Source organism: Parabacteroides sp. ZJ-118 (genome assembly GCF_011038785.1).
Lineage (GTDB): Bacteria > Bacteroidota > Bacteroidia > Bacteroidales > Tannerellaceae > Parabacteroides.
Genome location: NZ_JAAKDT010000009.1, coordinates 52,907 through 77,941 on the forward strand (window position 1 = coordinate 52,907; position 25,035 = coordinate 77,941).

Annotated in this window: 22 protein-coding genes; 16 read left to right on the top strand and 6 right to left on the bottom strand. The window is 44.9% G+C overall.

Features of this window, described 5'->3' with window-relative positions:
- Nucleotides 1-2: 2 nt before the first annotated feature.
- The 7 genes from csm4 to G7Y39_RS04465 all read left to right on the top strand — a co-directional run bounded on the left by csm4 (nucleotide 3) and on the right by G7Y39_RS04465 (nucleotide 8,185).
- Nucleotides 3-995: a type III-A CRISPR-associated RAMP protein Csm4 gene (gene csm4, locus G7Y39_RS04435; RefSeq protein ID WP_165155462.1), complete on the top strand. Its 993-nt coding sequence runs from the start codon at nucleotides 3-5 to the stop codon at nucleotides 993-995.
- A 3-nt stretch (nucleotides 996-998) separates the two neighbouring features.
- Nucleotides 999-2,753 carry a type III-A CRISPR-associated RAMP protein Csm5 gene (gene csm5 / locus G7Y39_RS04440; RefSeq protein WP_165155464.1) on the top strand — a complete coding sequence of 585 codons (1,755 nt, stop codon included), beginning with the start codon at nucleotides 999-1,001 and terminating at the stop codon, nucleotides 2,751-2,753.
- A 3-nt stretch (nucleotides 2,754-2,756) separates the two neighbouring features.
- Nucleotides 2,757-3,911 carry a DUF1887 family protein gene (locus G7Y39_RS04445; protein WP_165155466.1) on the top strand — a complete coding sequence of 385 codons (1,155 nt, stop codon included), beginning with the start codon at nucleotides 2,757-2,759 and terminating at the stop codon, nucleotides 3,909-3,911.
- Between the two features lie 2 nt (nucleotides 3,912-3,913).
- On the top strand, nucleotides 3,914-5,221 hold the full coding sequence (csx2, locus tag G7Y39_RS04450; protein ID WP_165155468.1) for a TIGR02221 family CRISPR-associated protein: 1,308 nt from the start codon (nucleotides 3,914-3,916) through the stop codon (nucleotides 5,219-5,221).
- Nucleotides 5,212-5,577: a hypothetical protein gene (locus G7Y39_RS04455; RefSeq protein WP_165155470.1), complete on the top strand. Its 366-nt coding sequence runs from the start codon at nucleotides 5,212-5,214 to the stop codon at nucleotides 5,575-5,577. Before csx2 ends, G7Y39_RS04455 begins: the two co-directional genes overlap by 10 nt.
- Nucleotides 5,567-7,015, top strand: coding sequence for an ATP-dependent RecD-like DNA helicase (locus G7Y39_RS04460; protein ID WP_165155472.1), 1,449 nt, complete (start codon nucleotides 5,567-5,569; stop codon nucleotides 7,013-7,015). Before G7Y39_RS04455 ends, G7Y39_RS04460 begins: the two co-directional genes overlap by 11 nt.
- Nucleotides 7,016-7,117: 102 nt before the next feature.
- On the top strand, nucleotides 7,118-8,185 hold the full coding sequence (locus G7Y39_RS04465) for a Fic family protein (RefSeq protein ID WP_165155474.1): 1,068 nt from the start codon (nucleotides 7,118-7,120) through the stop codon (nucleotides 8,183-8,185).
- A 100-nt stretch (nucleotides 8,186-8,285) separates the two neighbouring features.
- Here the strand turns inward: G7Y39_RS04465 and G7Y39_RS04470 are convergent, their stop codons facing one another.
- From G7Y39_RS04470 to serB, 3 genes are read right to left on the bottom strand one after another with little or no spacing between them, the layout of a single operon-like run.
- Complete coding sequence (locus G7Y39_RS04470; RefSeq protein ID WP_165155476.1) at nucleotides 8,286-8,756, bottom strand: C-GCAxxG-C-C family protein; 471 nt, start codon at nucleotides 8,754-8,756, stop codon at nucleotides 8,286-8,288.
- Nucleotides 8,743-9,048 (bottom strand): Dabb family protein, encoded by a 306-nt coding sequence (locus G7Y39_RS04475; protein ID WP_165155478.1) that lies wholly within the window; start codon nucleotides 9,046-9,048, stop codon nucleotides 8,743-8,745. The genes G7Y39_RS04470 and G7Y39_RS04475 overlap by 14 nt, the downstream gene beginning before the upstream one ends.
- Before the next feature lie 27 nt (nucleotides 9,049-9,075).
- Nucleotides 9,076-10,302, bottom strand: a complete 1,227-nt coding sequence (serB, locus tag G7Y39_RS04480) for a phosphoserine phosphatase SerB (RefSeq protein WP_165155480.1) — start codon at nucleotides 10,300-10,302, stop codon at nucleotides 9,076-9,078.
- A 319-nt stretch (nucleotides 10,303-10,621) separates the two neighbouring features.
- On the opposite strand from serB, the gene G7Y39_RS04485 reads away from it, so the two are divergent.
- Complete coding sequence (locus tag G7Y39_RS04485) at nucleotides 10,622-11,122, top strand: thioredoxin family protein (RefSeq protein WP_165155481.1); 501 nt, start codon at nucleotides 10,622-10,624, stop codon at nucleotides 11,120-11,122.
- An 82-nt stretch (nucleotides 11,123-11,204) separates the two neighbouring features.
- On the opposite strand, the gene G7Y39_RS04490 is transcribed toward G7Y39_RS04485, so the two are convergent.
- Nucleotides 11,205-12,578, bottom strand: a complete 1,374-nt coding sequence (locus tag G7Y39_RS04490; protein WP_165155482.1) for an aminopeptidase P family protein — start codon at nucleotides 12,576-12,578, stop codon at nucleotides 11,205-11,207.
- Between the two features lie 112 nt (nucleotides 12,579-12,690).
- Here G7Y39_RS04490 and G7Y39_RS04495 point away from each other — a divergent pair, with 112 nt between their 5' ends.
- The 6 genes from G7Y39_RS04495 to G7Y39_RS04520 are packed head-to-tail and all read left to right on the top strand — an operon-like array spanning nucleotide 12,691 to nucleotide 16,451.
- The gene (locus tag G7Y39_RS04495; RefSeq protein ID WP_165155483.1) at nucleotides 12,691-13,035 is read left to right on the top strand and encodes a hypothetical protein; all 345 of its coding nucleotides are present in this window, start codon (nucleotides 12,691-12,693) and stop codon (nucleotides 13,033-13,035) included.
- Nucleotides 13,036-13,053: 18 nt separating this feature from the next.
- Complete coding sequence (locus G7Y39_RS04500) at nucleotides 13,054-13,479, top strand: ATP-binding protein (protein ID WP_165155484.1); 426 nt, start codon at nucleotides 13,054-13,056, stop codon at nucleotides 13,477-13,479.
- 4 nt (nucleotides 13,480-13,483) lie between these two features.
- Nucleotides 13,484-14,863 carry a [Fe-Fe] hydrogenase large subunit C-terminal domain-containing protein gene (locus G7Y39_RS04505; protein WP_165155485.1) on the top strand — a complete coding sequence of 460 codons (1,380 nt, stop codon included), beginning with the start codon at nucleotides 13,484-13,486 and terminating at the stop codon, nucleotides 14,861-14,863.
- Nucleotides 14,850-15,194, top strand: coding sequence for a DRTGG domain-containing protein (locus G7Y39_RS04510; RefSeq protein ID WP_165155486.1), 345 nt, complete (start codon nucleotides 14,850-14,852; stop codon nucleotides 15,192-15,194). Before G7Y39_RS04505 ends, G7Y39_RS04510 begins: the two co-directional genes overlap by 14 nt.
- Nucleotides 15,191-15,937 (top strand): PHP domain-containing protein, encoded by a 747-nt coding sequence (locus G7Y39_RS04515; protein ID WP_165155487.1) that lies wholly within the window; start codon nucleotides 15,191-15,193, stop codon nucleotides 15,935-15,937. Before G7Y39_RS04510 ends, G7Y39_RS04515 begins: the two co-directional genes overlap by 4 nt.
- Nucleotides 15,930-16,451: a sensor histidine kinase gene (locus tag G7Y39_RS04520; RefSeq protein ID WP_165155488.1), complete on the top strand. Its 522-nt coding sequence runs from the start codon at nucleotides 15,930-15,932 to the stop codon at nucleotides 16,449-16,451. The genes G7Y39_RS04515 and G7Y39_RS04520 overlap by 8 nt, the downstream gene beginning before the upstream one ends.
- A gap of 128 nt (nucleotides 16,452-16,579) precedes the next feature.
- On the opposite strand, the gene G7Y39_RS04525 is transcribed toward G7Y39_RS04520, so the two are convergent.
- Both G7Y39_RS04525 and gyrA read right to left on the bottom strand, forming a co-directional pair.
- Nucleotides 16,580-17,797 (bottom strand): lipopolysaccharide assembly protein LapB, encoded by a 1,218-nt coding sequence (locus tag G7Y39_RS04525; RefSeq protein WP_165155490.1) that lies wholly within the window; start codon nucleotides 17,795-17,797, stop codon nucleotides 16,580-16,582.
- Nucleotides 17,798-17,839: 42 nt separating this feature from the next.
- Complete coding sequence (gyrA, locus tag G7Y39_RS04530; RefSeq protein WP_165155492.1) at nucleotides 17,840-20,452, bottom strand: DNA gyrase subunit A; 2,613 nt, start codon at nucleotides 20,450-20,452, stop codon at nucleotides 17,840-17,842.
- 203 nt (nucleotides 20,453-20,655) lie between these two features.
- Here gyrA and G7Y39_RS04535 point away from each other — a divergent pair, with 203 nt between their 5' ends.
- Entirely contained in the window at nucleotides 20,656-23,214 is a 2,559-nt protein-coding gene (locus tag G7Y39_RS04535; protein ID WP_165155494.1) for an ATP-dependent Clp protease ATP-binding subunit, read from the top strand.
- A 183-nt stretch (nucleotides 23,215-23,397) separates the two neighbouring features.
- Nucleotides 23,398-24,882, top strand: a complete 1,485-nt coding sequence (locus G7Y39_RS04540; RefSeq protein ID WP_165155496.1) for a terminase — start codon at nucleotides 23,398-23,400, stop codon at nucleotides 24,880-24,882.
- Nucleotides 24,883-25,035: the final 153 nt, after the last annotated feature.

A 25,035-nucleotide genomic window follows, 5' to 3' on the forward strand; every position in this document is an offset into this window, starting at 1 on the left:
GTATGTCTTCTTTTACGGTTTATAAATTGCATTTTACATCTCCGTTGCATATTGGAGATAACCGGTTGGATTATAGTGTCAGCATGAAAACGATCCAATCCGATACGTTGTATGCGGCGGTGACATCTTGTCTGGCGATGCTGGGAATCCCGATTCCGGAAAGTGGCGATTTGGGATGTACGATAAGTTCCTTGTTCCCTTTTTATCAGAAGGACAGGCAGGCGGAAGCCGTTTATTTTTTTCCGAAACCTTTGAAGAATACATTGCCCTTGGATGATATCCGGTATGCCAAGAAGATTAAAAAGGTGGCATGGTTGGATAGGAATTATTTTGAGCGGATGATACAGGGAAAAGCTCTGTTGGGAGACAAGTCTGTCATTGATGATCTGCGGGATGAGTTTCTGGCGTCCCAACCTATTCCTGAAAAGTTCATCGTGTCTGAAGTCTTGCCAAGGGTGACGGTTTCGCGTACAGGAGAAGAAGATGCCGTTCCTTTTTATATGGATCGTGTTTATTACAGAGATTATTCCGGTTTGTATTTCTTGGCACAAGGTGATACCTCTCTGCTGGATAAGGGGTTGGAATTGTTGCAGCATCAAGGGTTGGGCACAGACCGGAATGTTGGGAACGGTAGCTTTATCTATGAAACGGATACATTGGAGTTGGAATGTCCGGACAGTGCGGATAACGTAGTCGCTTTGTCTCTGTTTATTCCGGAAAACAAAGAGGAGTTGGCTCAAATGATTGGCGGTGAGAATGTCGCGTATGATTTTGTCCGGCGTGGGGGATGGATTACCACTCCGCCCAATCTGACAATGCGTAAGAATGTAATATATGCATTTACACCGGCATCTGTGTTTCATAAAGAAGGAACAGTTGTTCCTTTCTGTAAAGGGACCCTTGTCGATTTGAATCCTCATGTAAAGGGATTGGATAGAGTAGAACATCCGATATGGCGGAACGGAAAGGCTATTTTTGTACCGATAAGATTTTAGCTTATGGAAGAACTGAATAAGAAATATCCGATAGAGATAGAGATCGTCACGCCGGTCAGTATTGGTGGCGGCGCGGAGAAGGATTGGGTCAACGGTCTTGATTTCGTGGAGTCCGAAAATAAAATTTACAAACTGAATCTCCGCCGTTTGTTCCAGCCTGATTCGGGTGTGGATGTAGAACGGTTGCTCCCTTTATTTGAGAAAAGGGACAAACAGGGTGTGTTAAGGTTGTTGAGGAATAAGCTGGATCGCGTTTCGGATGCGGTGTTTGATATGACCTTTTATTCTGCAAACGATATAAAAGCGTTTATCAAAAATGAGCTGTCGGGAAAGCCGGTTATACCCGGAAGCTCTTTGAAGGGGGCAATACGGTCCGTTTTGTTCAAAGAATTAAAGGATCCTACTGAGAAAAAAGAAAAAATCGTTTTTGGAGAATCGGATAAAGGAGATGAATTTATGCGTTTCCTTAAGTTCTCGGATGTGGAATTTGAGAAAACGGGTTTGGTTAATACTAAAATATTCAATTTAAGGAGTGGTGAAAAGCCCGGTTCTTTTGAAGGCGGTTGGAAACATAGTTGGGCCGAGACCACTTCTGCCTATAAGCCCTCCGGATTTAACACGATATACGAGGCTTTGATGCCCGGGCAAAGGGCGGATGGCGTGATGCTATTGTCCGATAAGCTGTTCGATCTTTTTTATAGGAGCGATCTTGAAGATGTATCTTATTTTAAGGTGGATGATAAACGGCGTTTATTGGATGTCTCCAACCTGTTCCAATGTATCAATGTCCATACGAGGGCCTATTTGGATAAGGAAATAGAGTTCTTTAACACCTATCGGACGGATCGAGTGGATTCCATTTTAGACAGCCTGAATGAAATAAGATCAGGTTCGGACTTCCGGTCTTCTTCTTCCTGTATATTGAAGATGGCTGCCGGTTCCGGTTTCCATTCTATAACGGGAGATTGGCAATTTGGTGATTTCTCGATAGATGAGATTCGGAGTCAGGGTAGGAATAGAGGCTACTTTAATGATCGACCATCAGCGAAGTCCCGGAAGATTGCCATCACTAAGGATGCATTCTATTTGATGGGGTTTGTCCGGTTGAGATTGTTATCGGAAGAGGAAATCCAAGAAAAGGGACAGAGACAAAAGGCCCGTTTTGAGGCAATCGAGCACCTAAGAAAGCAAGAGGTGGAGAGGAAGCGGGAAGAACTCGAACGGCAAGAAAATAGGAAGAGGTATGACACTCTTATCCAAGAGGCAAGGGCGTGTGATCAGCGCGGAGATAGAAAGGCTGCCTTGGCTAAGTACAACGCGGCAGCGGCGATTTGCCCTGATGGCAGTTTGCATGAAGTTCCCATCCAAGAGATAGAATTGTTTTTACAACGGCAGTTGGAAAAGGAGGAATTGGAAAAGCAAAACGCAGAAGCCGAGCGTGAGAGACTGCGAAAACAACAAGTATTTGTAGAAGGTGGTTTGGCTTTCTTGACAGAAGAAAGAAATGGCAGGTTTGTTGTCAAGGATTTAAAAATGGCTGTCAACCGAGTAGAAAGCTGGCTGAAAAAGTCAGGGAATCAATATGTCCCGATAGACCAAGAAGAAATATTGATACAAGCTTTAATTCGTCTTTATAAGGCTGAAAAGAAGCGTGAATTAAAAAGATGGGAAAAACAATCGGAGGGCCATTGGAAATCAATATCCAAGATTGTTTCTGCGGATCGAATTGAGATTGTTTTTAAGAAAGTAATCGGATAGGATATGGCAAAAATACATATAACGTTAGTCGGAGGGCAGCCGGCTCCTGTCTATCATGGGATTGTCGCGACAAAGCCGGATAGGGTCGTGTTCGTCTATTCGGATGAAAGCCGGGAGGTAGTGGAAGCATTAAAAAGGGAAATAGATCTCCCGGTTGAGGAACAGCCGCCATTGGATCCGACAGATCCGGTTCGTATCCTGCGCAGAGCGGAAGCGTTGGCAAAAAAGTATGAGAATGATGAAGTGACGGTGAATATTTCCAGCGGATTGAAATCGTGGTCGCATCTGTTTGGTATTACTTTTGACAAGCAACCCAATGCCGCTGTTGTGTATATGGACCAAAACAATATCTTGTGGAATTATCGGACCCTGCAATCGGTATCGGATTTTGAATTTGATATGCATACACTGTTTCGCCTGTATGGAAATTCGTTGGAGAACAATTACAGAAAACTTTCTGATTATACGGAGGAGGATGACAGGGCGGTAGAAACAATAGAAAAGATACGTCAGTTTAATATCAAATCATTCAACTCTTTAGTCGCATTGTTGGATGTAAAGGAGCAAAATAAGTTGAAGAATTCTTCGAAAGGTTGTTTTAAGGATGAAGATAATGGTGATAATAGCGTAGAGTGGATTCGAAAGAGCAGTGCTAAAGAAAATGACAAAATTGTAATATCCCTATTCCATCCCCAAAAAGGGAAAAGGTGTTGGAAAATTGTTTCACCGAATGCGATCAGCTTGGTATTTAATTCCGGGTGGTTTGAATATAAAGTAGCCAAGTTGTTGTCTTCCTGGGAGAAGGCCAAAGAGATATGTTTGAATTGCCGTTTTCCGTTTAAGCAGAATGTGGATAAAAACGAGACGGATATCATTGTGAATACGGGAACTAAACTGCTATTTGTGGAATGCAAAACCCAACTCACGAAAACAACGGATATTGACAAGTTCAGGAGTGTAGTCAAGACGTATGGAGGAACGGGTAGCAAAGGACTGTTTGTTACGAAAGAACAACTGTCAGATGTAGCAAGAGCTAAATGTGCGGAAAATGCAATATTATCTTTTTCTTTAAAGGATGCTGAAAATTGGCATTTACAGCCGGAAAAGGAGTTGGCTTTACTTTTGGATAATGAATTGTTTAACATCAATGCTAAATAAATATGACACGGAAGGTATTTATCTCTGTTTTAGGGTATAGCAATTATGGAAAATGTTTTTATACACGCTTATGTGATCATTTCAAATCGGATGAAGTCCGTTATGTTCAGGAAGCGACGTTGCAGTATCTGACGTCTGTATCGGAATGGACTGCGGATGATTGTGCTTATGTCTTGTTGACAAAAGGGGCTGAACAAAAGAATTGGAACGATAATGGGCATCGTGAATATGGGACAAACGTGCCGATACAACAGCCGGGATTGGCTTCCGCATTGGAGGCAAGGCATTTCCCCTTCTCCGTCATTCCTGTTAAAGATATTCCTGATGGCAACGATGAGAAGGAAATATGGCAGATCTTTGATCGTGTGTTCGGATTGATCCAAGAAGGGGATGAGCTTTATTTTGACCTGACACATGGCTTCCGATACCTGCCGATGTTGATACTTGTTCTCGGCAATTATTCCAAGTTGCTGAAGAATGTAGTCGTGAGAAGTATCACGTATGGTAACTACGAAGCGCGTAATAAAGAGACGAATGAGGCTCCTTTGAACGACTTATTGGCTTTATCCAATTTGCAAGATTGGACTTCGGCTTCAGCCAGTTTTTTGAAAAATGGCAATTTATCCATGTTGAAGTCGTTGTGCCAGCAGAATTTGGCTCCGGTATTGAGAGAGGCAAAGGGAAGCAACCAAGATGCATTGGCATTAAAACACTATATGGCCGCATTAGAGAACGTCGTAGGTGATCTGAATACATGCCGGGGAATCAATATTTTGAACGGAGAGAATTTCGCCGAGTTATTCAAGTGTTCAGACCAGTTGAAAGAGGTGTTTATAGATCCGATGAAGCCTGTCATTGAACGTTTGAAATATTCTTTTCAGAACTTTATACCTTCACAAAATATAAAAAACGGTTATATCGCCTCCAAATGGTGTTTCGATAATCAACTGTATCAACAGTCTCTTACCATATTGCACGAAACGATTGTTTCTCATGTTTGTGAAAGGGAAGGTATTGGTATAGCGGAAAGGGGAATCGTGAATATGAGTTTTATGATTTACAATGAAAAGATTGCTCGGGAGGATTGGCAATGTAACGAAGAACAAGTTGAGGCAATTGAAAAGTTATTAAATAGTGAATTGCTAAAGTCTTTGGCTTCTACTTTTGTCGTAACAACCACTTTGCGTAATGACTATAATCATGCGGGTATGAGGAAAAATCCGGCAAAGCAGAATAGATTTCAAGTGAAACTGAAAGAGCGTTTGGATATTATTCTTTCAATGATTGAAAATGAGGAAATATGTTCATAAACCTATCCAACCACCCCTCTCACCTTTGGTCTGCCGAACAGATGGAAGCGGCCCGGAAGTTAGGGGGTGATATAGTCGATGTGCCTTTTCCGGCGGTGCCGGCAATGGCGAGTGAAGATGATATTGCTTGCTTGGCAAAGGAATATGCCGATGGCATTATTTCACAATATGATCCGAAGCGGGATGTCCTGCACGTGATGGGAGAGATGTGTCTCTCTTTTGCGTTGGTCCGGCTATTGCAGCAGGCCGGGTTTGTCTGTGTCGCCTCAACTTCGGAAAGGATGGTGCAGGAAGGAGCGCCGGGACATAAGGAGGTATTCTTTCATTTTATTCGATTCAGGCGGTATGGAACCTAAAAAAACGAAAAACAAAAAGTTGGTATTGACCGATAATCAGCAACAGGTCTTGGATGCGTTGCTTGGGTTTATCCGGGATAAGGAGTCTAAAATATTTATTTTATGCGGATATGCCGGTACGGGGAAGACGACCATGATGAAGGTGTTTATCGAGGAACTGGAACAGCGTAACCTGCCGTTTTCTTTGTTGGCTTCGACAGGGAGGGCGGCAAAGATACTGTCGAACGTGACGGGGCATTTTTCTTCTACGATACATAGTTTGATCTATAAGTTTGATGATTTGAACCAGAATATGGAAGCCTTGGTCGCTCAGCGGGAGAAGAGCGGGGTGGATAAATCCGGGCAGTTGTTGTTGAATTTTTCACTGACTCCGATGGAGGACTATCCGGGAGAATCCAAATATTATATCGTAGATGAATCCTCTATGATTTCTGATGTGGCGGATAAAAATGCGACTCAGGCCCATTTCGGAAGCGGACGCTTGTTGGCGGACCTGCTGGCTTTTGATGCAAAGGGCAAATTTGTTTTCGTCGGCGATGTTTGCCAATTGCCCCCCATATCGCAAGAAAACTCGCCGGCCTTATCGTCCGGGTATATCCGGGAAGCGTATGGAATAGCGGTTGAAAAGAGGGAGTTGAAAGAGATTGTTCGGCAAGGTTGCGGGAACGATTTGATACTGTCTGCGCAGAAAATGCGTAATCTGTATATGCACCCGCCGGTCTGCACGTGGGGGAAATTTCCGTTGCGCGGATATCAACATATTCATTTGTATCCTTCCCAGTATAATTTGTTGGGGGCGTATATCGATAGTGTCAAAAAGAAAGGATACAATGCGGTCACGATGCTTACCCAGTCTAATAAATCCTGCACGCAATTGACGAACATAATCAGGCCGGCCTTGGGATTCCATTCTTCGCAAATAGAGATAGGGGATTTGTTGCTTGTTACGCAGAATAATCTTATTTCCGGTTTGATGAACGGAGATATGGTGAAAGTTAAAACTATCGGAAAGAGAGAAGAAAAGGCCGGCTTGACATTTCTTTATGTGGAAGTGGAAGAGCTGTTTACCTGTAGAGCTTATTCCCAGTTGATGATAGAGAATATCGTGTACGGTTCGATGATCAATTTGACGCAGACGCAACAGAAAGAACTGTTTGTCGATTTCTTTCTCCGGATGAAGAGAAAAGGAATCGAGCAAAAAAGTGAAACGTTTAAAAGGATGATGTTGTCAGATCCTTATCTAAATGCGCTTCGTGCCGTATATGGTTATGTGTTGACTTGCCACAAAGCACAGGGCGGAGAGTGGGAAGAGGTCTATTTAGATATACCGAGAAGAATATCGCGAGAACCGAAAGCTTCCACTTATCAATGGCTATACACGGCAATGACTCGTGCGAAGGAGCATTTACATATTGTAGATGATTTTTATGTAAGGTGAAAATATATTCATTGTGATAAATAGCAAAAAGGTTGCATGTATACAACCATATTAAAAACATTTTGCTACCTTTGCGGTAGGTGATGATAAGTTAGAAGCCATATGAAATACCTAAACGTAAAGAAAGCTTTGGCCGCATGGCAAGAATTACAGCCATTGTCTGAAAGGGACAAGGAGAGACTTGGCCGTCGCTTTACGGTGGACTTTAACTACAACAGCAACCACATTGAGGGCAACACATTGACATACGGTCAGACGGAAATCCTGTTACTATTTGGCAAAGTGATTGGCGAGGCGGATGTATGCGATGTGCAAGAAATGGCAGCGAGTAATGTGGGCTTACGTATGATGACGGAGGAGGCGAGGGTGAAAGAGATTCCTTTGACACAGAACTTTATTAGAACATTGCATCAGACACTGCTGCGTGAGGATTATACAGTTTATCGTAATTTGCCGGGTGGAGTACAGACGAGCTATGTGATACACGCCGGGCAATATAAGACAAGACCTAACAGTGTCATCACACGCTATGGAGATCGATTTGAATATGCTTCGCCGGAGGAAACTCCCGGCCTGATGGCAGACTTGGTAGATTGGTATAACAAGGCGGAGCAAGAGGGTACACTCTCTCCGGTAGAGCTGGCTGCACTATTTCATTATCGCTATATACGTATTCACCCCTTCGAGGATGGGAACGGTCGTATTGCCCGACTAATGGTGAACTTTATACTTGCACGTCATAATTATCCAATGGTGGTGGTCCGCAGCCGTAAGAAGAGTGAATATTTGGAGGCTCTCCATCAGGCGGATATTGAAGTAGGTCCTGTGCCAAGTGATGGCGCTCATGCTGGGATCAAGGATATTCGCCCGTTTCTGAAGTATTTCAATGACCTTGTTGCTACTGAGGTGTATAACGATGTTCTGTTTGTAAGCGAGAAGAATGAGAATGTGTGGTGGTATGATGGCGAACGCATTGCTTTCCGTACTCCCAATTATACAAGGATACTCAATGCTATGCGCACTGAGCCAACACTCACTTTGGCAGATATGAAAGAAATTACAGGTATCAGTATCGCGGCTATCCGGAAATTGCTCGATCAACTCATTCAGAAAAAATATGTTGAGCGAGGTGAAAAGGATGGCAGTTGGAGAGTGTTTGTGACGCAATAAGGAATTATACTTAAATCCGGCTGACCCATGCACCAGAAAGCATGGTGGCCTTCACCCCGACAAGCACCCCCCCCCCGACAAGTACCCCGATTCTTATCGTTTATTCAAGCTCGCCATTTAGCATGTGCCCGGTGATACGAGCCGCTTCCTCTACGTATTTACTGCAAGGACGTTTGGCATAATACTGTTGCGTGCGAGCGGAAGGAGTGGGATTCGTCGATGTCTCTTCCGTAGGAAGAAGGCTACGGCAAATGATCGTCCCATGCTTCTCCTTGAATAAATCCGCCATTTTTTGTACCATGCTGTAGTTGCGAGTGCGTGCCTCTCGATCTCGCGGATCTAATACCGGATACCTAAATCCGGCTAACATCGCCATAGCGTTTACGGTACCACAAACCTCACGCATGCGCCCGACACCTCCTCCGAAAGATACTGACATCTTCTTCGCCAATTCCAAATCCAACTCGAAGACATCCGCATAGGCGAGGAATACGGATTGGGCGCAATTATATCCGGACTCGAAGTTGTGAACCGCTTGGTTCACACGCTCCTCTATATCAAAAGACTTCATAATCCACACAAGCTCTGTCCGCTTTCACCGGTCCGATAATTCCTTTAGCGACCGCTACATGTTCCGGATGATTAGCGTACGTATTTACATCTTCCAAGGTAGGCAACTCGGTTGTTAAAATAATGTCCCAAGTCTCCGCCGGGTTACAATTGAAATCTACACGGATCATTTTCAATACGTCTATCTTATCGATCAAGGCTTCCAGTTTATCCTTGATTTCTCGCATTTTGGCTTGTTTCTCCGCCGGAGCCTGAAATGCCTTCAATTTAAACATTACAATGTGTCTGATCATAATCGCTATACATTAATTATATATACATTACATCTGTTCTTCCAAATATGAATCCTTGTATCCTAGGAAATATAAGATACCATCGAGGCCGATCGTTGAGATGGACTGCTTGGCGGTCGCCTTTACCTTTGGTTTGGCATGGAAGGCGATACCTAGACCGGCGATACTAATCATCGGCAAGTCGTTCGCCCCGTCGCCAACCGCTACGGTCTGGCGAATATCCACGTTCTCTACTTGTGCGATCAAGCGTAATAACTCCGCTTTACGCTTCCCGTCTACGATATCGCCCACATAATTGCCGGTCAGCTTACCCGCTTCGACCTCAAGCTCGTTGGCGTATACATAGTCGATATTGTATTTTTGCTTAAGGAAATTGCCGAAGTAAGTGAAACCTCCGGAAAGGATAGCGATCTTGAAGCCTACCTTTTTCAGGATACGCATCAAGCGGTCTACACCTTCGGTGATCGGCAGATTCTCGGCGATCTCCTGCATCACGGATACATCCAGCCCTTTTAATAAGGCACAACGTTGGCGGAAGCTCTCGCAGAAATCGATCTCTCCGCGCATGGCCGCCTCCGTAATCGCTTTCACTTGATCGCCAACTCCGGCACGTATCGCCAGCTCGTCGATAACCTCCGTCTTGATCAAGGTTGAGTCCATATCAAAACAGATCAAGCGACGCATACGGCGATACATACTGTCTTCCTGGAAAGAGATATCCATATCCAGCTCCGTGGAAAGCTTCATAAACGCCGCTTTCATGGACTCCTTATCTTTCGGGGTACCACGTACGGAAAACTCTACGCTCGCCTTGGGAGTACGGGCATTCTCGTCCAATGGAATACGTCCCGTGAGTCGATTGATATCATCAATATTCATGTCTTGCTCCGCCACGACCCGGGAAACACCCGCTATTTGCTTGGCCGTAAGCTTACGGCTTAGTATCGTGATGATATACCGGTTCTTGCCTTGCATACCTACCCATTTACTATATTCTTGCTCTGTAATGGGATTGAAGCGGATATTGACGCCTAATTCGTAGCTCTTGAACAGCAGCTCTTTCAATATATCGCCGGAGTTCCCTTCCGTGCCTTGGAACAAGATGCCCAAGGATAGATGGTTATGGATATCCGCTTGACCGATATCGAGAATAACAGCGTTGTTCTTGGCTAGAATCTCCGCAAGAGCCGCCGTTACGCCCGGACGATCCGCACCATTGATATTTATCAGTATTATTTCGTCGTTTTGTGTCATATTCGCCATTCTATTGGGCAAAAGTACGTAAGAATTATCGAAAAAGAAAACAGATGCCTTACTTCTAAATCTATGTTGTAAAACAGTTAATTTTTTGTCAATATATGCGCTAAAACATATAAAAAAGCTTGTTTCTCTGCAGAAAATCGTTATATAATTTGGTGGAAAGAGATATTTGGTTTTATATTTGCATCCGTTAAAGGCAAGTAAGTGTTTCTTTAGCGAAAGAAACAAGCCTGTTTACGATCCTGAAAATCAGGAGTCGGGAGTTTGTCCTCCGGGAGATTCCCCCGATTAAGTTTAACGTAAAATTGAAAATATGAAGGTAAGAGCTTATGTTCTCATCGCATCGGTAGTCTTATTGGGAATGTCTGCCGGTTCGAAAAAGGCGAAACTTGCCGAGGGTGTGAACCCCGGTGATCTAGCTCCGAGAATAGAGTTTTTGGGAAACGGCACTGAAGCCGGTTTCCACAACCAATCGGGACGTTATACATTGCTCAACTTTTGGGCGGCTTACGATGCGGAATCGCGGGCTCGTAACGTACAATTGGCGAATGAGGTTAACAAGTTTGATCCGGACAAAATCGCGATGTGTTCGATCTCTATGGATGAGAAGGAATCTATTTTTACCGAGACGGTAAAGATTGACAAGTTGGATCTGTCAACGCAATTTCACGAAGGATTGGGTAAAGAGTCAGAGTTGTACAAGAAGTATGATTTAAAGAAGGGTTTCAAGAACTTCTTGATTAACGACGAAGGAGTGATAATCGCCGCCAACGTCACCCCGGAAAAACTGACCGAGATTCTGAAAGCAATTTAATCAGTATTATTTAGCGAAGAGGGGCTCTGTTCATTCGGACAGAGTCCCTTTTGCATAAGCTATATGTAATAATGTATAGGATTTATCGAATCGCTTCCACTTCTTCCGTGCGCAAGGGGATCTTCTTTCCTAATAAGCGAGCGCCGTTCTCGGTAATCAGATAGTCTTCCTCGTTACGTATGCCACTGAAATCCTTATATGTAAACAATTTCTCGTAATTGATGAATTCGGTGAACTTGTTCTGGCCTCTCCATAAATCCATTAATTCGGGGATGAAGTATACACCCGGCTCAATGGTCAAGACAAAACCCGGTTCCAGCTTACGTCCCAAACGCAATGACTTACGTCCAAATTCCGTACTCTTCGGTTGTCCGTCATAACCAACGTATATCTCTCCCAGATTCTCCATATCATGTACATCCAATCCCATCATATGGCCTAGGCCACAAGGCATAAACATGGCGTGAGCACCAGCTTTTACGGCCTCCGCCGGATCTCCTTTCACGAAACCAAGGTCCTTTAAGCCCTCCATGATCACTTGACAAGACAACTCATATACATCCACGAAAGGAATGCCCGGGCGTAAAGCCGCTACGGCAGCCTCATGGGCGGCTACTTGAATATCATAGATGTCTTTTTGACGGGTCGTGAACTTAGAGTCGGCCGGGATGGTGGACGACATGTCTCCGGCATATCCCATCTCGGTCTCGGCACCGGCGTCCAATAACAGCATATCGCCGCTCTTAATCATATGACTATGATCGTGATTGTGCAAAGTCTGCCCATTGATCGTGGCGATGATAGGGAAGGAGAGCTGGTAATTGTTGGCGAAAGCGACTTCCGCTACGGCAGCCGCTACATCCGACTCCCGGATTCCCGGACGTACAGTACGCATGGCGGTCAGGTGCATATCGGCGGTTACGATACAGGCTTTCTCGATCTCGGCGATTTCTTCCTCGCTCTTGTAATTCCGTTGGTTTACGACACCCATGATGAAAGGTACGGAAGGCCTCTCCGCGCCGGGCGCGATACCCAACCATTGGAATAACTTGATCTGGTGTTCCGCACGATACGTCGGCAGATAATGGATCGGCCGGCCTATTTGCCGGGCATTCTTCAAGTAGGTCTCTACTTCCTTGAAAGGACGGACTTCCTTGATACCTGCGGACTCGCTCTTCTCTTTCAGTGTGGGTTGCGTACCCATCCATACAATCGCGTCTATAGTCAACTCATCGCCAAAGATGATCTCCTTATCATTGTCGATATCGATGATAGCGGATAACCCGGCGTATGGTAATCCGAAGAAATACAAGAAGGTAGAGTCTTGACGGAAGTGATACGTATTATCGGCGTAGTTCATTCCACTCTCGTCGTTTCCAAGGAATAGCAACAAACCGGAACCTATGGTTTGTTTCAGCTTAGCCCGGCGGGCTATATAAGTTTCTTTACTGAACATAAGGATTATTTTTTGTTAGCGTACCAAAGATAGTAATTAATGTAATATACTGGCCCGACATTCGAAATTATTTCTTACATTAGCCCATGTAAAATGTAACCTCTGGTACCTTATGAAGATTCAAAGAATTCAAGAACTTACCGATGCATCCGTCGTGTGTGGCTCAGAGAGACGGGAGAACGATGTGCAGTGCGCTTTTGCCAGCGATCTGATGAGTGACGTGCTTACGCTGGATTGTGGCGATGTGCTGTTGGTGACGGGGCTTTGTAATTTGCAAACGATCCGCACCGCGGAGATGGCGGAAGTCTCTTATATACTTTTCGTGCGGGGGAAGAAGGTAACCCCGGATATGCTGGAGCTGGCTCGTGAGAACAATATGGTTCTCCTGGAGACAGATCATTCTATGTATCATACGGCAGGGGAGCTTTATAGCGCGGGGCTCCTTCCGATATATTAAAAAAGGAGATCGTGGGATATGTTATTTAAATTTGAGCTGGAGGGTGGTAATTTCTCGAAGGCGGGTTATGCGTCCAGCCAGATAAAGAAGGTCTTGAAGCAATTGGCCATCGATCCCCGGATCATTAAGCGGGTGGTCGTGGCGCTTTATGAGGCGGAGGTGAATATCGTAGCTCACGCTTGGAGAGGAACGGTTGTCGCTGAATTGGACGCAGATAAAATATCTTTGGAACTGAAGGACGAGGGGCCTGGGATCCCGGATATATCGCTAGCTATGCGTGAAGGGTATTCGACGGCATCCGAGGCCGTACGTGAGATGGGATTTGGTGCCGGGATGGGACTTCCCAATATGAAGAAGAACGTAGATGAATTAACGATCGAGAGCCAAGTAGACATAGGTACCACGGTACGTATGGTTACTTGGTTTAATAAAGAAGGAGCATAAGACCATGGAGGAAGCTAATTTTTATCATGCCTTGAAGATTGACAATGACCGCTGCATAGGCTGTACGCATTGCATGAAAGAGTGCCCTACGGGAGCGATCCGTATCCGGGATGGTAAGGCTTTGATCCATAAGGATTGGTGTGTGGATTGCGGCGAGTGCTTGAAATCGTGCCCGACAGAGGCTATCTATGTGGAGCAGGATGACTTCCAGCGTATATTTGATTATAAATGCAGGGTAGCGTTGATGCCCACGGTATTTATCGGGCAGTTCTCAAAATATACGACCGAGAAGGAAATTATCAGCGCCGTTATGGAGTTGGGCTTTACCCATGTTTTCCAGGTAGAGTTTACTGCCGATATGATCCATAAGGAGATGGTACGGCAGATGGAAAATGCCGAGGAAAAGCCGGTAATCAGTTCTTTTTGCCCCGCCATTGTCCGGTTGATACAAGTCCGTTTCCCCGCGCTGGTGGATAATATCTTATTGGTGAAAGCGCCGGTAAACGCCTCGGCCACTTATTATCATAAGATATTGGAAGGGCAGGGTACTCGCTCGGAAGAGATCGGTATCTTTTATGTTACGCCTTGCGCGGCGAAAATCGCCGCCTTGAAAGGCGCGGAAGGTTACTCATCCACGATCAAAGGCGTGATAAATATGGATACCCTATATAACAAGGTGTACCATATTCTTAAGAATCGACCGAGAGGATACGAGCCGGAATGTGAGCTTCCTCCGCCATTAACGAAAAAAGAGATGCGATGGAGCCAGACAGGAGGGGAGGCCAAACACTTCTCCGGTCGTTGCCTCGCGATCGATGAGATTCATAATGTGATCGATTTCTTGGAACGAATGGAAACAACCAGCGAGGTACGCAACGTGGACTTTCTGGAATTGAGGGCTTGCGACCGTAGCTGTGCCGGAGGTGTACTGGCCGTAGCGAACCGTTTCCTCACGGCCGAGCGTATCATGAAACGGTCCATGAACCGGGATAAAGTACCGATGATATACGCCGCCGATAATTTCGAGGCCTTATCCTATTTGAGGCAACATATTACGATCCGTCCGGTACAACCGAATCCCAAACGGTTGTACGATGGAACGATTGATGAGATGCTGAAGAAGATGGAGCAAGTGCGGAAATTGATGTGTTACCTACCGGGAATCGATTGTGGCGCTTGCGGCAGCCCGAACTGTCAAAGCTTAGCCGAGGATATCATACGCCACGAGGCTCAATTCAGTGATTGCGTATTTATGCAACGTAATATGGAGAAGCACGGTAAACTAGACCAAGAGCATGCCTTCCGTATCGTTGAGAAGACATGGGGAAAAGATCGTTTAAATAAGGATTGTTATAAGAAAGGAGCTAAATATGAAGGTTTGTGATTTAGTGAAAACGTTGAATCTTACTGTATTTTGTGGGGAAAAGGGTCTTGATACAGAGATAACCGGAGGCTATACGAGCGATTTACTAAGTGATGTCATGGGACATATCGAGGAGGGTATGCTATGGATTACCATGCAGACCCATCAGAATATATTGGCCGTGGCTACTTTAAAAGATGCCGCCGCCGTATTGATTGTGAACGGAACTTCGCCGGATGAAGAGACCTTACAAAAAGGCAGGGAAGAGGCTGTCCCTCTATTAGGAACTACACACTCCGCGTTCGAGGCCTCCGGTATGATTTACCGCTTATTACAGAATGGGAATGGATGAAACGGTATTTAGCTGATTTACATATTCATACTTGTTTGTCGCCATGCGGTAGTCTGGAAATGAACCCATCGGAGATTGTACGTCGTTCCTTAGCGAAAGGTTTGGACGCTATCGCTATTACGGATCATAATACGACCTTACAATGCCCGGATATTCAGTCCCTTGGCGAGAGATTAGGACTAAGGGTCTTTGCGGGTGTAGAAGTTACGACCCGTGAAGAGGCGCACTGTCTGGTTTATTTCCCGACCGATGAATCCCGTAAGCGATTCCAATGGTATTTGGAAGAGCATCTCCCGTCGATTCCAAATGATCCGGAACGTTTGGGCGATCAAGTCTGGGTGAACGCGGAGAATGAGATTTTAGGGGAAGTACCCTATCTTTTGCTCTCCGCCTTGGATCAAAGCGTAAACCAAATAGCCGCTCAAGCACGTAAGGTGGATGCCCTGTTTGTAGCCGCCCATGTAGAACGTCCGTCATTCAGCTTGATCAGCCAATTAGGTTTTATAGATCCCGGCCTATCTTTAGATGCTATTGAATATAATAATTATCAAAGGTACAGTGAGTTATTGTCTGCTCACGGGTATTTGAAAAAACTGACTCAATACTCGGCCTCGGATGCTCATTATCCTGAACAGATAGGTATACAGCCCTCAACTTGGCAAACGGAGGAATTAACCTTCGATGGTTTGCGAAGGGCTTTTAATCAAAAAGACAGTCACTTAATTTTCGCCTCTCATGGATAATCTTTCATTTCATATCACGGATATAACCGCTAATAGTATCAGGGCAAAAGCTTCTGATATAGGGATTGATATACAAATAAAGGGTACATCCATACGTATTCGTGTCGCAGATAATGGCTGTGGTATGGATCCGGAAACTGTCTCTCTGATTCGTAATCCGTTTTATACAACTCGCACGACGCGAAAAGTGGGTCTAGGCTTGCCGTTCTTGATACAAAACGCAGAGCAAACGGGCGGGAATGTGGAAATATCTTCTATACAAGGAAAAGGTACGGTTGTTGTCGCTTGTTTTGTCTCGTCTCATATTGATTGTCCACCTTGGGGAGATTTGGCGGGCACGATGGCTATGCTTATAGGCAGTAATCCAGACATAAATATTCATTTCTCATATCATTCAGATCTGGTTTCATTTGACATCAGCACGCAAGAGCTTAAAGAAATCCTAGAGGACATGCCATTAAGTCATCCAAAGGTCATGCTTTATTTGAAAGAGTTAATAGCTAATCGGATATAATTCCCATTATGTTTAATAAAATTATGAACAATCAGAGAGCCACTACTCTGATTACATGATACACAAATAAAAAACCGCCTGGTAACTTTATATTACTAGACGGTTCCAATTCATTCTTAAAGAGAAAATTACTTATTCATCTCTGCTTCAATAGCATCGAATTTATCACCCATATTCAAGTTGTAGTAAATACCTCTTAAAGCGACCATATAATCTCTTTCTTCCGGTTTCATCTGGTGAGCTTTCTCAAAGTAAGGAAGAGCTAGCTTAAAAAATTCCTTAGCTTTGGCTAATTCCTCTTGATACTGTTTTGCGTCGTTGATCATATTAGCCTCACCTTGCTTGTTTACACCTTGGTTGTAATAGATACGACCTAAGTTAGAAAGAGATTCGACATAGTCCGGATTGATTGCCAATGCTTTCTTGAATTGCTCTTCAGCTTTAGCGTAATCTTTCAAACCAGTCTCGTAAACACGACCCATTACATCGTAAAGTTGCGCATTGTTGGGATCCTTAGCGATAGCAGTGTTCAAGTATTCGATAGCTTTCTCATTTCTATTGGAATAGATGTAATTGTTGATAAGGCTCATCAAGAAATACTGTTCCTCGGGGAATTTATTCATGCCTTCTTCCAATGTTTTCTCCAAGTTTACGGTATCTTTAGCTTGCCCGTACTCATAGCATAAGTATTGATATACCTCGCTTGCTCTATAATCCGTATTCTTCGCGCGCTCTAACGCCGCGATAGCTTTTTGTGAATCGCCAAGCTGGGTCGCTGCTACAGCGGCATAGAACTGAACTGTCATGAAGTTTGAATCTCTCTCAGCGACAGCCTCGCCTTTAAACATTGGCATATCTGATATTTTCAGATATTGCTCGAAGAAATCGTAAGCTTTGTTATAGTCTTTCTGATCGAAATAGTAAGCACCACCATTGATGTAATATACATGGTTTGCCCCTAAGATACCCTTGATATCTTTCGTGAACTTAGGTTTAACTTTCCCTTTTTCATTAGGACGTTGATCTAACTCATATGCTTTCTCAAAGTATGGCAAGATACTACCCAATGCCTCGTACATAACAGGCTCGTTCGGTTGTTGGCCCAAGACTTGTTTGGTCCTTTCGTTGCTGAACTGTTGATCCTCGATAAAACCGGCGACATACCAAGTTTTAGCTTCATCCTTTGTCTCAGGATTTTCCAAAGCTCCTTTAATAAGAGTTCTGGCTTCCGAGAAATTAGGAGTTGAACCCTTAACTATACTTTGAGCCTCATTTACAGCTTTTTTCTGTGCAAAAGAGACCGATGCTGCGACACATAGTGCCACTGTTAATAATACTCGTTTCATTGCGATAGTAATTTTGAGATTAATATTCCTATTTGTTTAAAATTATTCAGTTATTTCCTCGTTATCATCTTGCTCGTTATCCCGCTCAGATTCCGGCAGATCAACATCGATACCTAGACTAGCTTGATTCTCAATGAACTCTCTTCCCTCATTCTCTTGTCTGGCTTCTTGTTCCGCTTTTTGCTCGGCTATCTCCTCTTCACTCTCAGACAATACTTTACATACAGAAGCGATTTCGTCGTTACGCTTTTCTAGATTAATCAAACGAACACCTTGAGTAGCACGTCCGATTACGTTCAAATCATTTACTTTCATACGAATAGCGATACCCGACTTATTGATAATCATTAAATCGTTCTCGTCCGTAACATTCTTGATTGCGACTAATTTACCGGTCTTTTCCGTGATATTAATGGTTTTTACACCTTTACCGCCACGATTCGTTATACGATAATCCTCGATAGAGGAACGTTTTCCATATCCCTGCTCTGATACGACGAGCACGGTCTCTTTCCCCTTGTCCTTGATACAGATCATACCAACTACTTCATCGGTATTATCCTCGTCCAAAGTCATACCTTTCACTCCGGAAGCCGTACGGCCCATTACGCGTACCGCGCTTTCATGAAAACGAATCGCACGACCGTTACGGTTCGCTATGATAACCTCGTTATTGCCATTCGTCATACATACTTGGATCAAGCCATCGTCTTCACGCAATGTGATAGCGTTCACACCGCTTTGACGAGGACGGGAATAGGCCTCCAACAAAGTCTTTTTAATCACGCCTTTCTTCGTACAGAATAATAGGTAATGAGAATTGATGAATTCCGTATCGCTGGTTAATTTCTTAACACGTATAAAGGCTTGTACCTTATCGTCCGCCTCGATATTCAGAAGATTCTGGATCGCACGTCCTTTAGCGTTCTTAGCTCCTTCCGGAATCTCGAATACCTTCAACCAATAACATTTACCCTTTGCCGTGAAGAATAATAAGGTGGCGTGCATGGATGCCGGATAGATATACTCAACGAAATCTTCGTCCCTAGTCTCGGAACCCTTCGCTCCTACTCCACCACGGCCTTGAGCACGGAACTCACTTAACGGGGTACGTTTGATATATCCCATATGAGACACGGTAATGATCATCTCATCATCCGCATAGAAATCCTCCGGATTCAGTTCCTCGGAAGCGTAAACGATATCCGTCTTACGTTCGTCACCATACTTCTCCTTGATTTCCAGCAGTTCGTCTTTGATAACCTTCATGCAAAGATCATCGTTCTCCAGAATCTCTTTCAAATAAGCGATCAACTTCTCGATCTCCTCATATTCCGCACGTAATTTGTCTTGTTCCAGACCCGTTAACTGACGAAGTCTCATCTCGACAATCGCACGTGCTTGAAGCTCAGATAAAGAGAAACGTTCGGTCAAACGCTCGATGGCCTCTAGCGGACTCTTGGAAGACTTGATAATTGCGATTACCTCGTCTATATTATCGGAAGCAATGATTAAGCCTTCCAATATATGGGCTCTCTCTTCCGCTTTCTTCAATTCGTATTTAGTACGGCGGATAACGACTTCATGACGGTGCTCAACAAAGGCCTTGATCAGGTCTTTTAGATTAAGCAACTTCGGACGGCCATTCACCAAAGCGATATTATTAACGCTGAATGAGGATTGCAGAGCCGTAAGCTTATACAATTTATTCAGTACGACGCTCGAGTTCGCGTCACGCTTCACATCAACTACGATACGCATACCACTACGGTCGGACTCGTCATTGACATTGGAAATACCATCGATACGCTTCTCGTTTACTAGATCAGCGATATACTTGATCAATTCGGCTTTATTTACCAAATAAGGGATCTCGGTAATAATAATCTTCTCATGATTATTTTCTACCTCGATCTCGGCTTTGCCGCGAAGGATGACACGTCCCCTACCTGTCTCGAAAGCATCTTTTACACCTGCGTAACCATAAATTGTAGCGCCTGTCGGGAAATCCGGGGCCTTGATATATTGCATTAAGCCCTCTACCTCAATATCTCCCTTGGCGTCGATATAGGCGATACAGCCGTCTAATACTTCGCTCAAGTTATGAGTCGGCATATTCGTAGCCATACCAACGGCGATACCGGATCCACCATTTACCAGCAAGTTAGGAATACGAGTCGGCAAGACGGTTGGCTCCTTCAACGTATCATCGAAGTTAAGCTGAAAATCTACCGTGTCCTTATCGATATCCCGAAGCATCTCTTCGGCTAGCTTGCTCAATCGAGCCTCTGTGTAACGCATGGCAGCGGGGCTATCACCGTCCACTGAACCGAAGTTACCTTGTCCGTCTACTAACGGATAACGCATAGACCATGTCTGGGCCATGCGAACCATGGCGAAATATACAGACGAGTCGCCATGTGGATGATATTTACCTAGAACTTCACCAACTATTCTCGCAGATTTCTTATAAGGTTTGTCGGATGTATTACCCAGTTCATTCATTCCAAATAGAATACGGCGGTGAACCGGCTTAAAGCCATCCCTAACATCAGGAAGAGCACGTGAAACAATGACAGACATTGAATAATCAATGTATGCCGATTTCATTTCCTCTTCGATGTTAATCTTAATAATTCTATCTTGATCAACCATTTAGTTTTATATTAATTACACTCAATATCTCACCTCTGAAAAATTGCACTAAGGTAAGGTTTTTCCGCATACTACGAAAGAATTTGCCTTGAAATTTTGCGTCTCCGGGCTATTCAAGGCTCATTAAGGAATAATGGCACGGAATTTGATGATAGTTGGAATAGATTATGTAACTTTGCGTAGTTAGTACATTATAATATAATATGAAGAATTATTCGAAAAGATTGATAGACGTGATTGAGTATAGCCGTGAGGAAGCGACTAGGCTCCAGAACAGCTATATCGGACCGGAACATTTGATGCTAGGCATCATTCGGGAGGGCGAAGGCGAGGCAATACGTATTTTGCGGGAGCTACATACCGATCCGATAGACATTAAACGCAAGATTGAGCAAGAAATAAAGAACACATTCGATTCAGAGGATTCCGTCCAGCATGAGATCGCTATAAGCAAGACCACGGAACGTGTCTTGCGTATGAGTATGCTGGAATCTCGTTTATTCAAAAAAGATGAGACAGATACAGAACATCTTCTATTGGCGATATTGAAAGAGGAATTTAACGTAGCCGCCAAGGCGTTGAATGATGCGGGTATCACGTATCGTTCCGCATACAATCTATTAGTAAGTGGGACCGGCTTGAACGATAGAAAAGAATTTGACGAGATCAGCGACGGATATACGGATGATGACGAGGATGATGAGGACGAAGGTTTCTCTTCCCGTCGTGAGGCATCTCGCCCTTCTTCCGGCACTGGAGCGGGAGCCGTTCAGCCGAAATCTCCTAATGATACACCTGTTTTGGATAACTTCGGAACGGATATGACACGTGCCGCTGCGGAGAACCGTCTGGATCCGATTGTAGGACGTGAGAAGGAGATCGAGCGTTTGGCACAGATATTAAGCCGCAGGAAGAAAAATAATCCGGTATTGATTGGTGAGCCGGGTGTGGGCAAATCTGCTATCGTGGAGGGATTGGCTTTGCGCATTGTTCAGCGTAAGGTCTCCCGGGTATTATTTGATAAGCGTTTGATTAGCTTGGATATGGCTTCTATTGTCGCCGGCACGAAATACCGCGGACAATTCGAGGAACGCATTAAGGCTATCTTGAATGAGTTGTCGAAGAACCCGAATATCATCCTGTTTATCGATGAGATCCATACGATCGTTGGCGCTGGCTCCGCTTCCGGATCTATGGATGCGGCGAATATGCTGAAACCTGCGTTGGCTCGTGGAGAGATTCAATGTATCGGCGCTACTACCTTGGATGAATATCGTAAGAATATCGAGAAAGACGGTGCGTTGGAACGTCGTTTTCAGAAAGTGATCGTTGATCCGACAACGGCGGAAGAAACTTTGCAGATCTTGCGTAACATCAAACCTCGTTATGAGGAGCACCATAACGTGATCTATACTGAAGATGCTTTGCAAGCGTGTGTGAAATTGACAGAAAGATATATCAGCGACCGTAATTTCCCGGATAAGGCGATCGATGCTTTAGACGAGGCCGGATCTCGTGTACATATATCTAATATCATCGTTCCGAAAAGTATCGAAGAACTTGAGACAAAGATCGAGGATACTAAAAATGAGAAATTAGCGGCCGTGAAATCTCAGAACTTTGAGTTAGCTGCGAGTTTCCGAGATAAGGAGCGTCAATATTTATTGCAACTGGAAGCTGCGAAAGCTAAATGGGAACAGGAGCTTCAGGAACATCGGGAGACCGTTGATGAAGAGAAGGTTGCTGAAGTTGTTGCCATGATGTCCGGTGTGCCTGTCCAACGCATCGCTAAGGCGGAGAATGTCAAGCTTCTGGAAATGGCGGACGTATTGAAGCGTAAGGTGGTCGGGCAGGATGATGCCGTTCTAAAGATCGTAAAGGCAATTCAACGTAACCGTGTTGGCTTGAAAGATCCGAATAAACCGATCGGAACTTTTATGTTCCTAGGCCCAACGGGTGTAGGTAAAACTCACTTAGCCAAGAAGCTTGCTGAATATCTATTTGATTCGGCGGATTCTTTGGTGCGTATCGATATGAGTGAATACTTGGAGAAATTCGCTGTTTCCCGTTTGATCGGAGCGCCTCCCGGATACGTTGGTTACGAGGAAGGCGGCCAGTTAACGGAGAAGGTACGTCGCAAGCCCTATTCGGTGGTCTTATTGGACGAGATCGAGAAAGCGCATCCGGATGTGTTTAACTTGCTGCTGCAAGTCTTGGATGAAGGCCGTTTGACGGATAGTCTGGGTAGACGTATCGATTTCAAGAATACGATCTTGATCATGACTTCCAATATTGGAACCCGACAATTGAAGGATTTCGGCCGTGGCGTTGGCTTCAATACTCAGATGGCCGGGGAACCGGATAAGGATTTCTCTCGTAGCGTGATCCAGAAAGCGTTGAATAAAGCATTTGCTCCAGAGTTCTTGAACCGTGTGGATGATATCATCATGTTCGATCAGCTTGATAAAGCTGCTATTCATAAGGTTATCGATATTGAGTTACAGGGTCTGTATCAGCGTGTATCAAATCTGGGCTATGAGTTGTCGATCACGGACGAGGCTAAAGACTTCATCGCGACAAAAGGCTACGATATTCAGTTTGGCGCTCGTCCGTTGAAACGTTCGATCCAGAAGTATCTGGAAGATGAGATGGCGGAGATGATTATCCGTGCCTCAGTAGGTGAAGGCGATACGATTGTCGTAGACTTTGATAAGGGAGAGCAGAAAATCACGACTTCGATAAAGAAGAAAGATACTGAATAAGTCTGTATATGGATAGAGGGGCCGGGCGTGAGTCCGGCTTTTTATATTCGTTAATCCGACTGTCATTTTGGCGTACAAAAAAGCATGACCCAACTGAATATAGGCCATGCTCTCGTTTTCTTTACTTAAGTACGCAGGATCCCGTTCGAATTAAACTACGCGCAGAGACACGTGCTGTCGGTCATGGAGGAGATGAGACGGAACGACATACCGATCCGGATAATATTATTGAAGGCGCGCCAATGGGGAGGGTCTACGCTCGTTCAACTCTATATGGCGTGGATACAGCTATTCGTGGCCGAGGGATGGTATTCCGTAATCATAGCGCAGACGAAAGACACGGCGAGGCGTATCAAGGCCATGTACAAGAAGGTGCTCGATAACATACCCGGGTTCATATACGGCGTAGGTAAGATCCAGTTCTCGCCTTACGAGCACTCGGCGTCCGACTCGATAATCACCGATCAATCCGGGAACAAGATCCGTGACAACGTGATAACGGTAGCCTCTTACGAGAATTTCGAGTCCACGCGCGGTATGGATTACGCCATGGCGCATTTCTCCGAGGTCGCCTATTGGAGGACTACCGATAGCAAGTCCGCCGAGCAGGTGATAACGAACATAGACTCGAACATATTGGAGAGACCGTTGACCATGGAGATATCAGAGTCCACGGCGAACGGCATGTCCGGATATTTCTATGACGAGTACCAGATGGCCAAGGAAGGCACGTCTTCACGCAAGGCGCTGTTCATACCGTTCTTCTACATAGAGAACGACATGATAAGCTTCAAGGACAAGAGGGAGGCACGGATATTCATACTCGAACTGTTGGCGAACAAGGACGTGAAGACACCGAAGGACGACAACAGCGAGCCCGGTCAGTACCTGTACTCGCTATGGGAGAAGGGGGCTACGCTTGAGCACATCAAATGGTACATAAAGAAAAGGTCCTCTTTCCATGATCACGCTTCCATGGCATCCGAGGCGCCGTCAGATGACGTGGAATGCTTCAAGTATTCCGGCAATCTCGTGTTCAACATCTACACGATCGAGGTGATGAGGGATAGATACGTATGCCCTCCCGTGTTCATAGGGGACATATCACAGTCGGACAAGGGCAAGAGGAGGATAATCCTTACCAAGGACGACAACGGATCGCTCAGGATATGGAAGAAGCCCGATGATACGATGACGGCCAACGAGTATCTGGTCGTCGTTGACGTAGGCGGCCGCGGCAAGGGATCGGACCCATCCTGCATAACTGTCATAAACAGGTGGAACCTCCGTTTCAGCGGCGGCAAGCCGGAGGTAGTCGCGCGATGGCACGGACATATGCGGTACGACTTCCTCGCGTACAAGGCCGTGAAGATAGCCATCTACTACAAGAACGCGCTACTCGCGTTCGAGAGCAACACGTTCGACAAGAAAAAATCCGAGGCTTCCGAGTTCGTGGAGGAGGGAGACCATATCCGGGGCATACTGAAAAAGGTGGAGGACATATACCCGAACCTCTACAAGCGTACGGCGACCGATCCGGAGGACATAAGGAACGGTATATACAAGAAGATCGGGTTCCAGACAAACAAGAAGACCAAGCAGGATATGGTGGATAATTTCATAGTCGCGTTCGAGGACGACATGTTCATCGACCCGGACGAGCGGTAAGCATTTGATAAACTACAGGTATTAAACTTTATATATAACAATAGCGACTGTCACTATGAAGCTAATAGTTGCAGTCGCTATTGTTTTGTTGAACCTATATGTTGCAGTCGGCATTAGTTGCCGGATTCCCCATTTTGTTTTGTCAATACACTT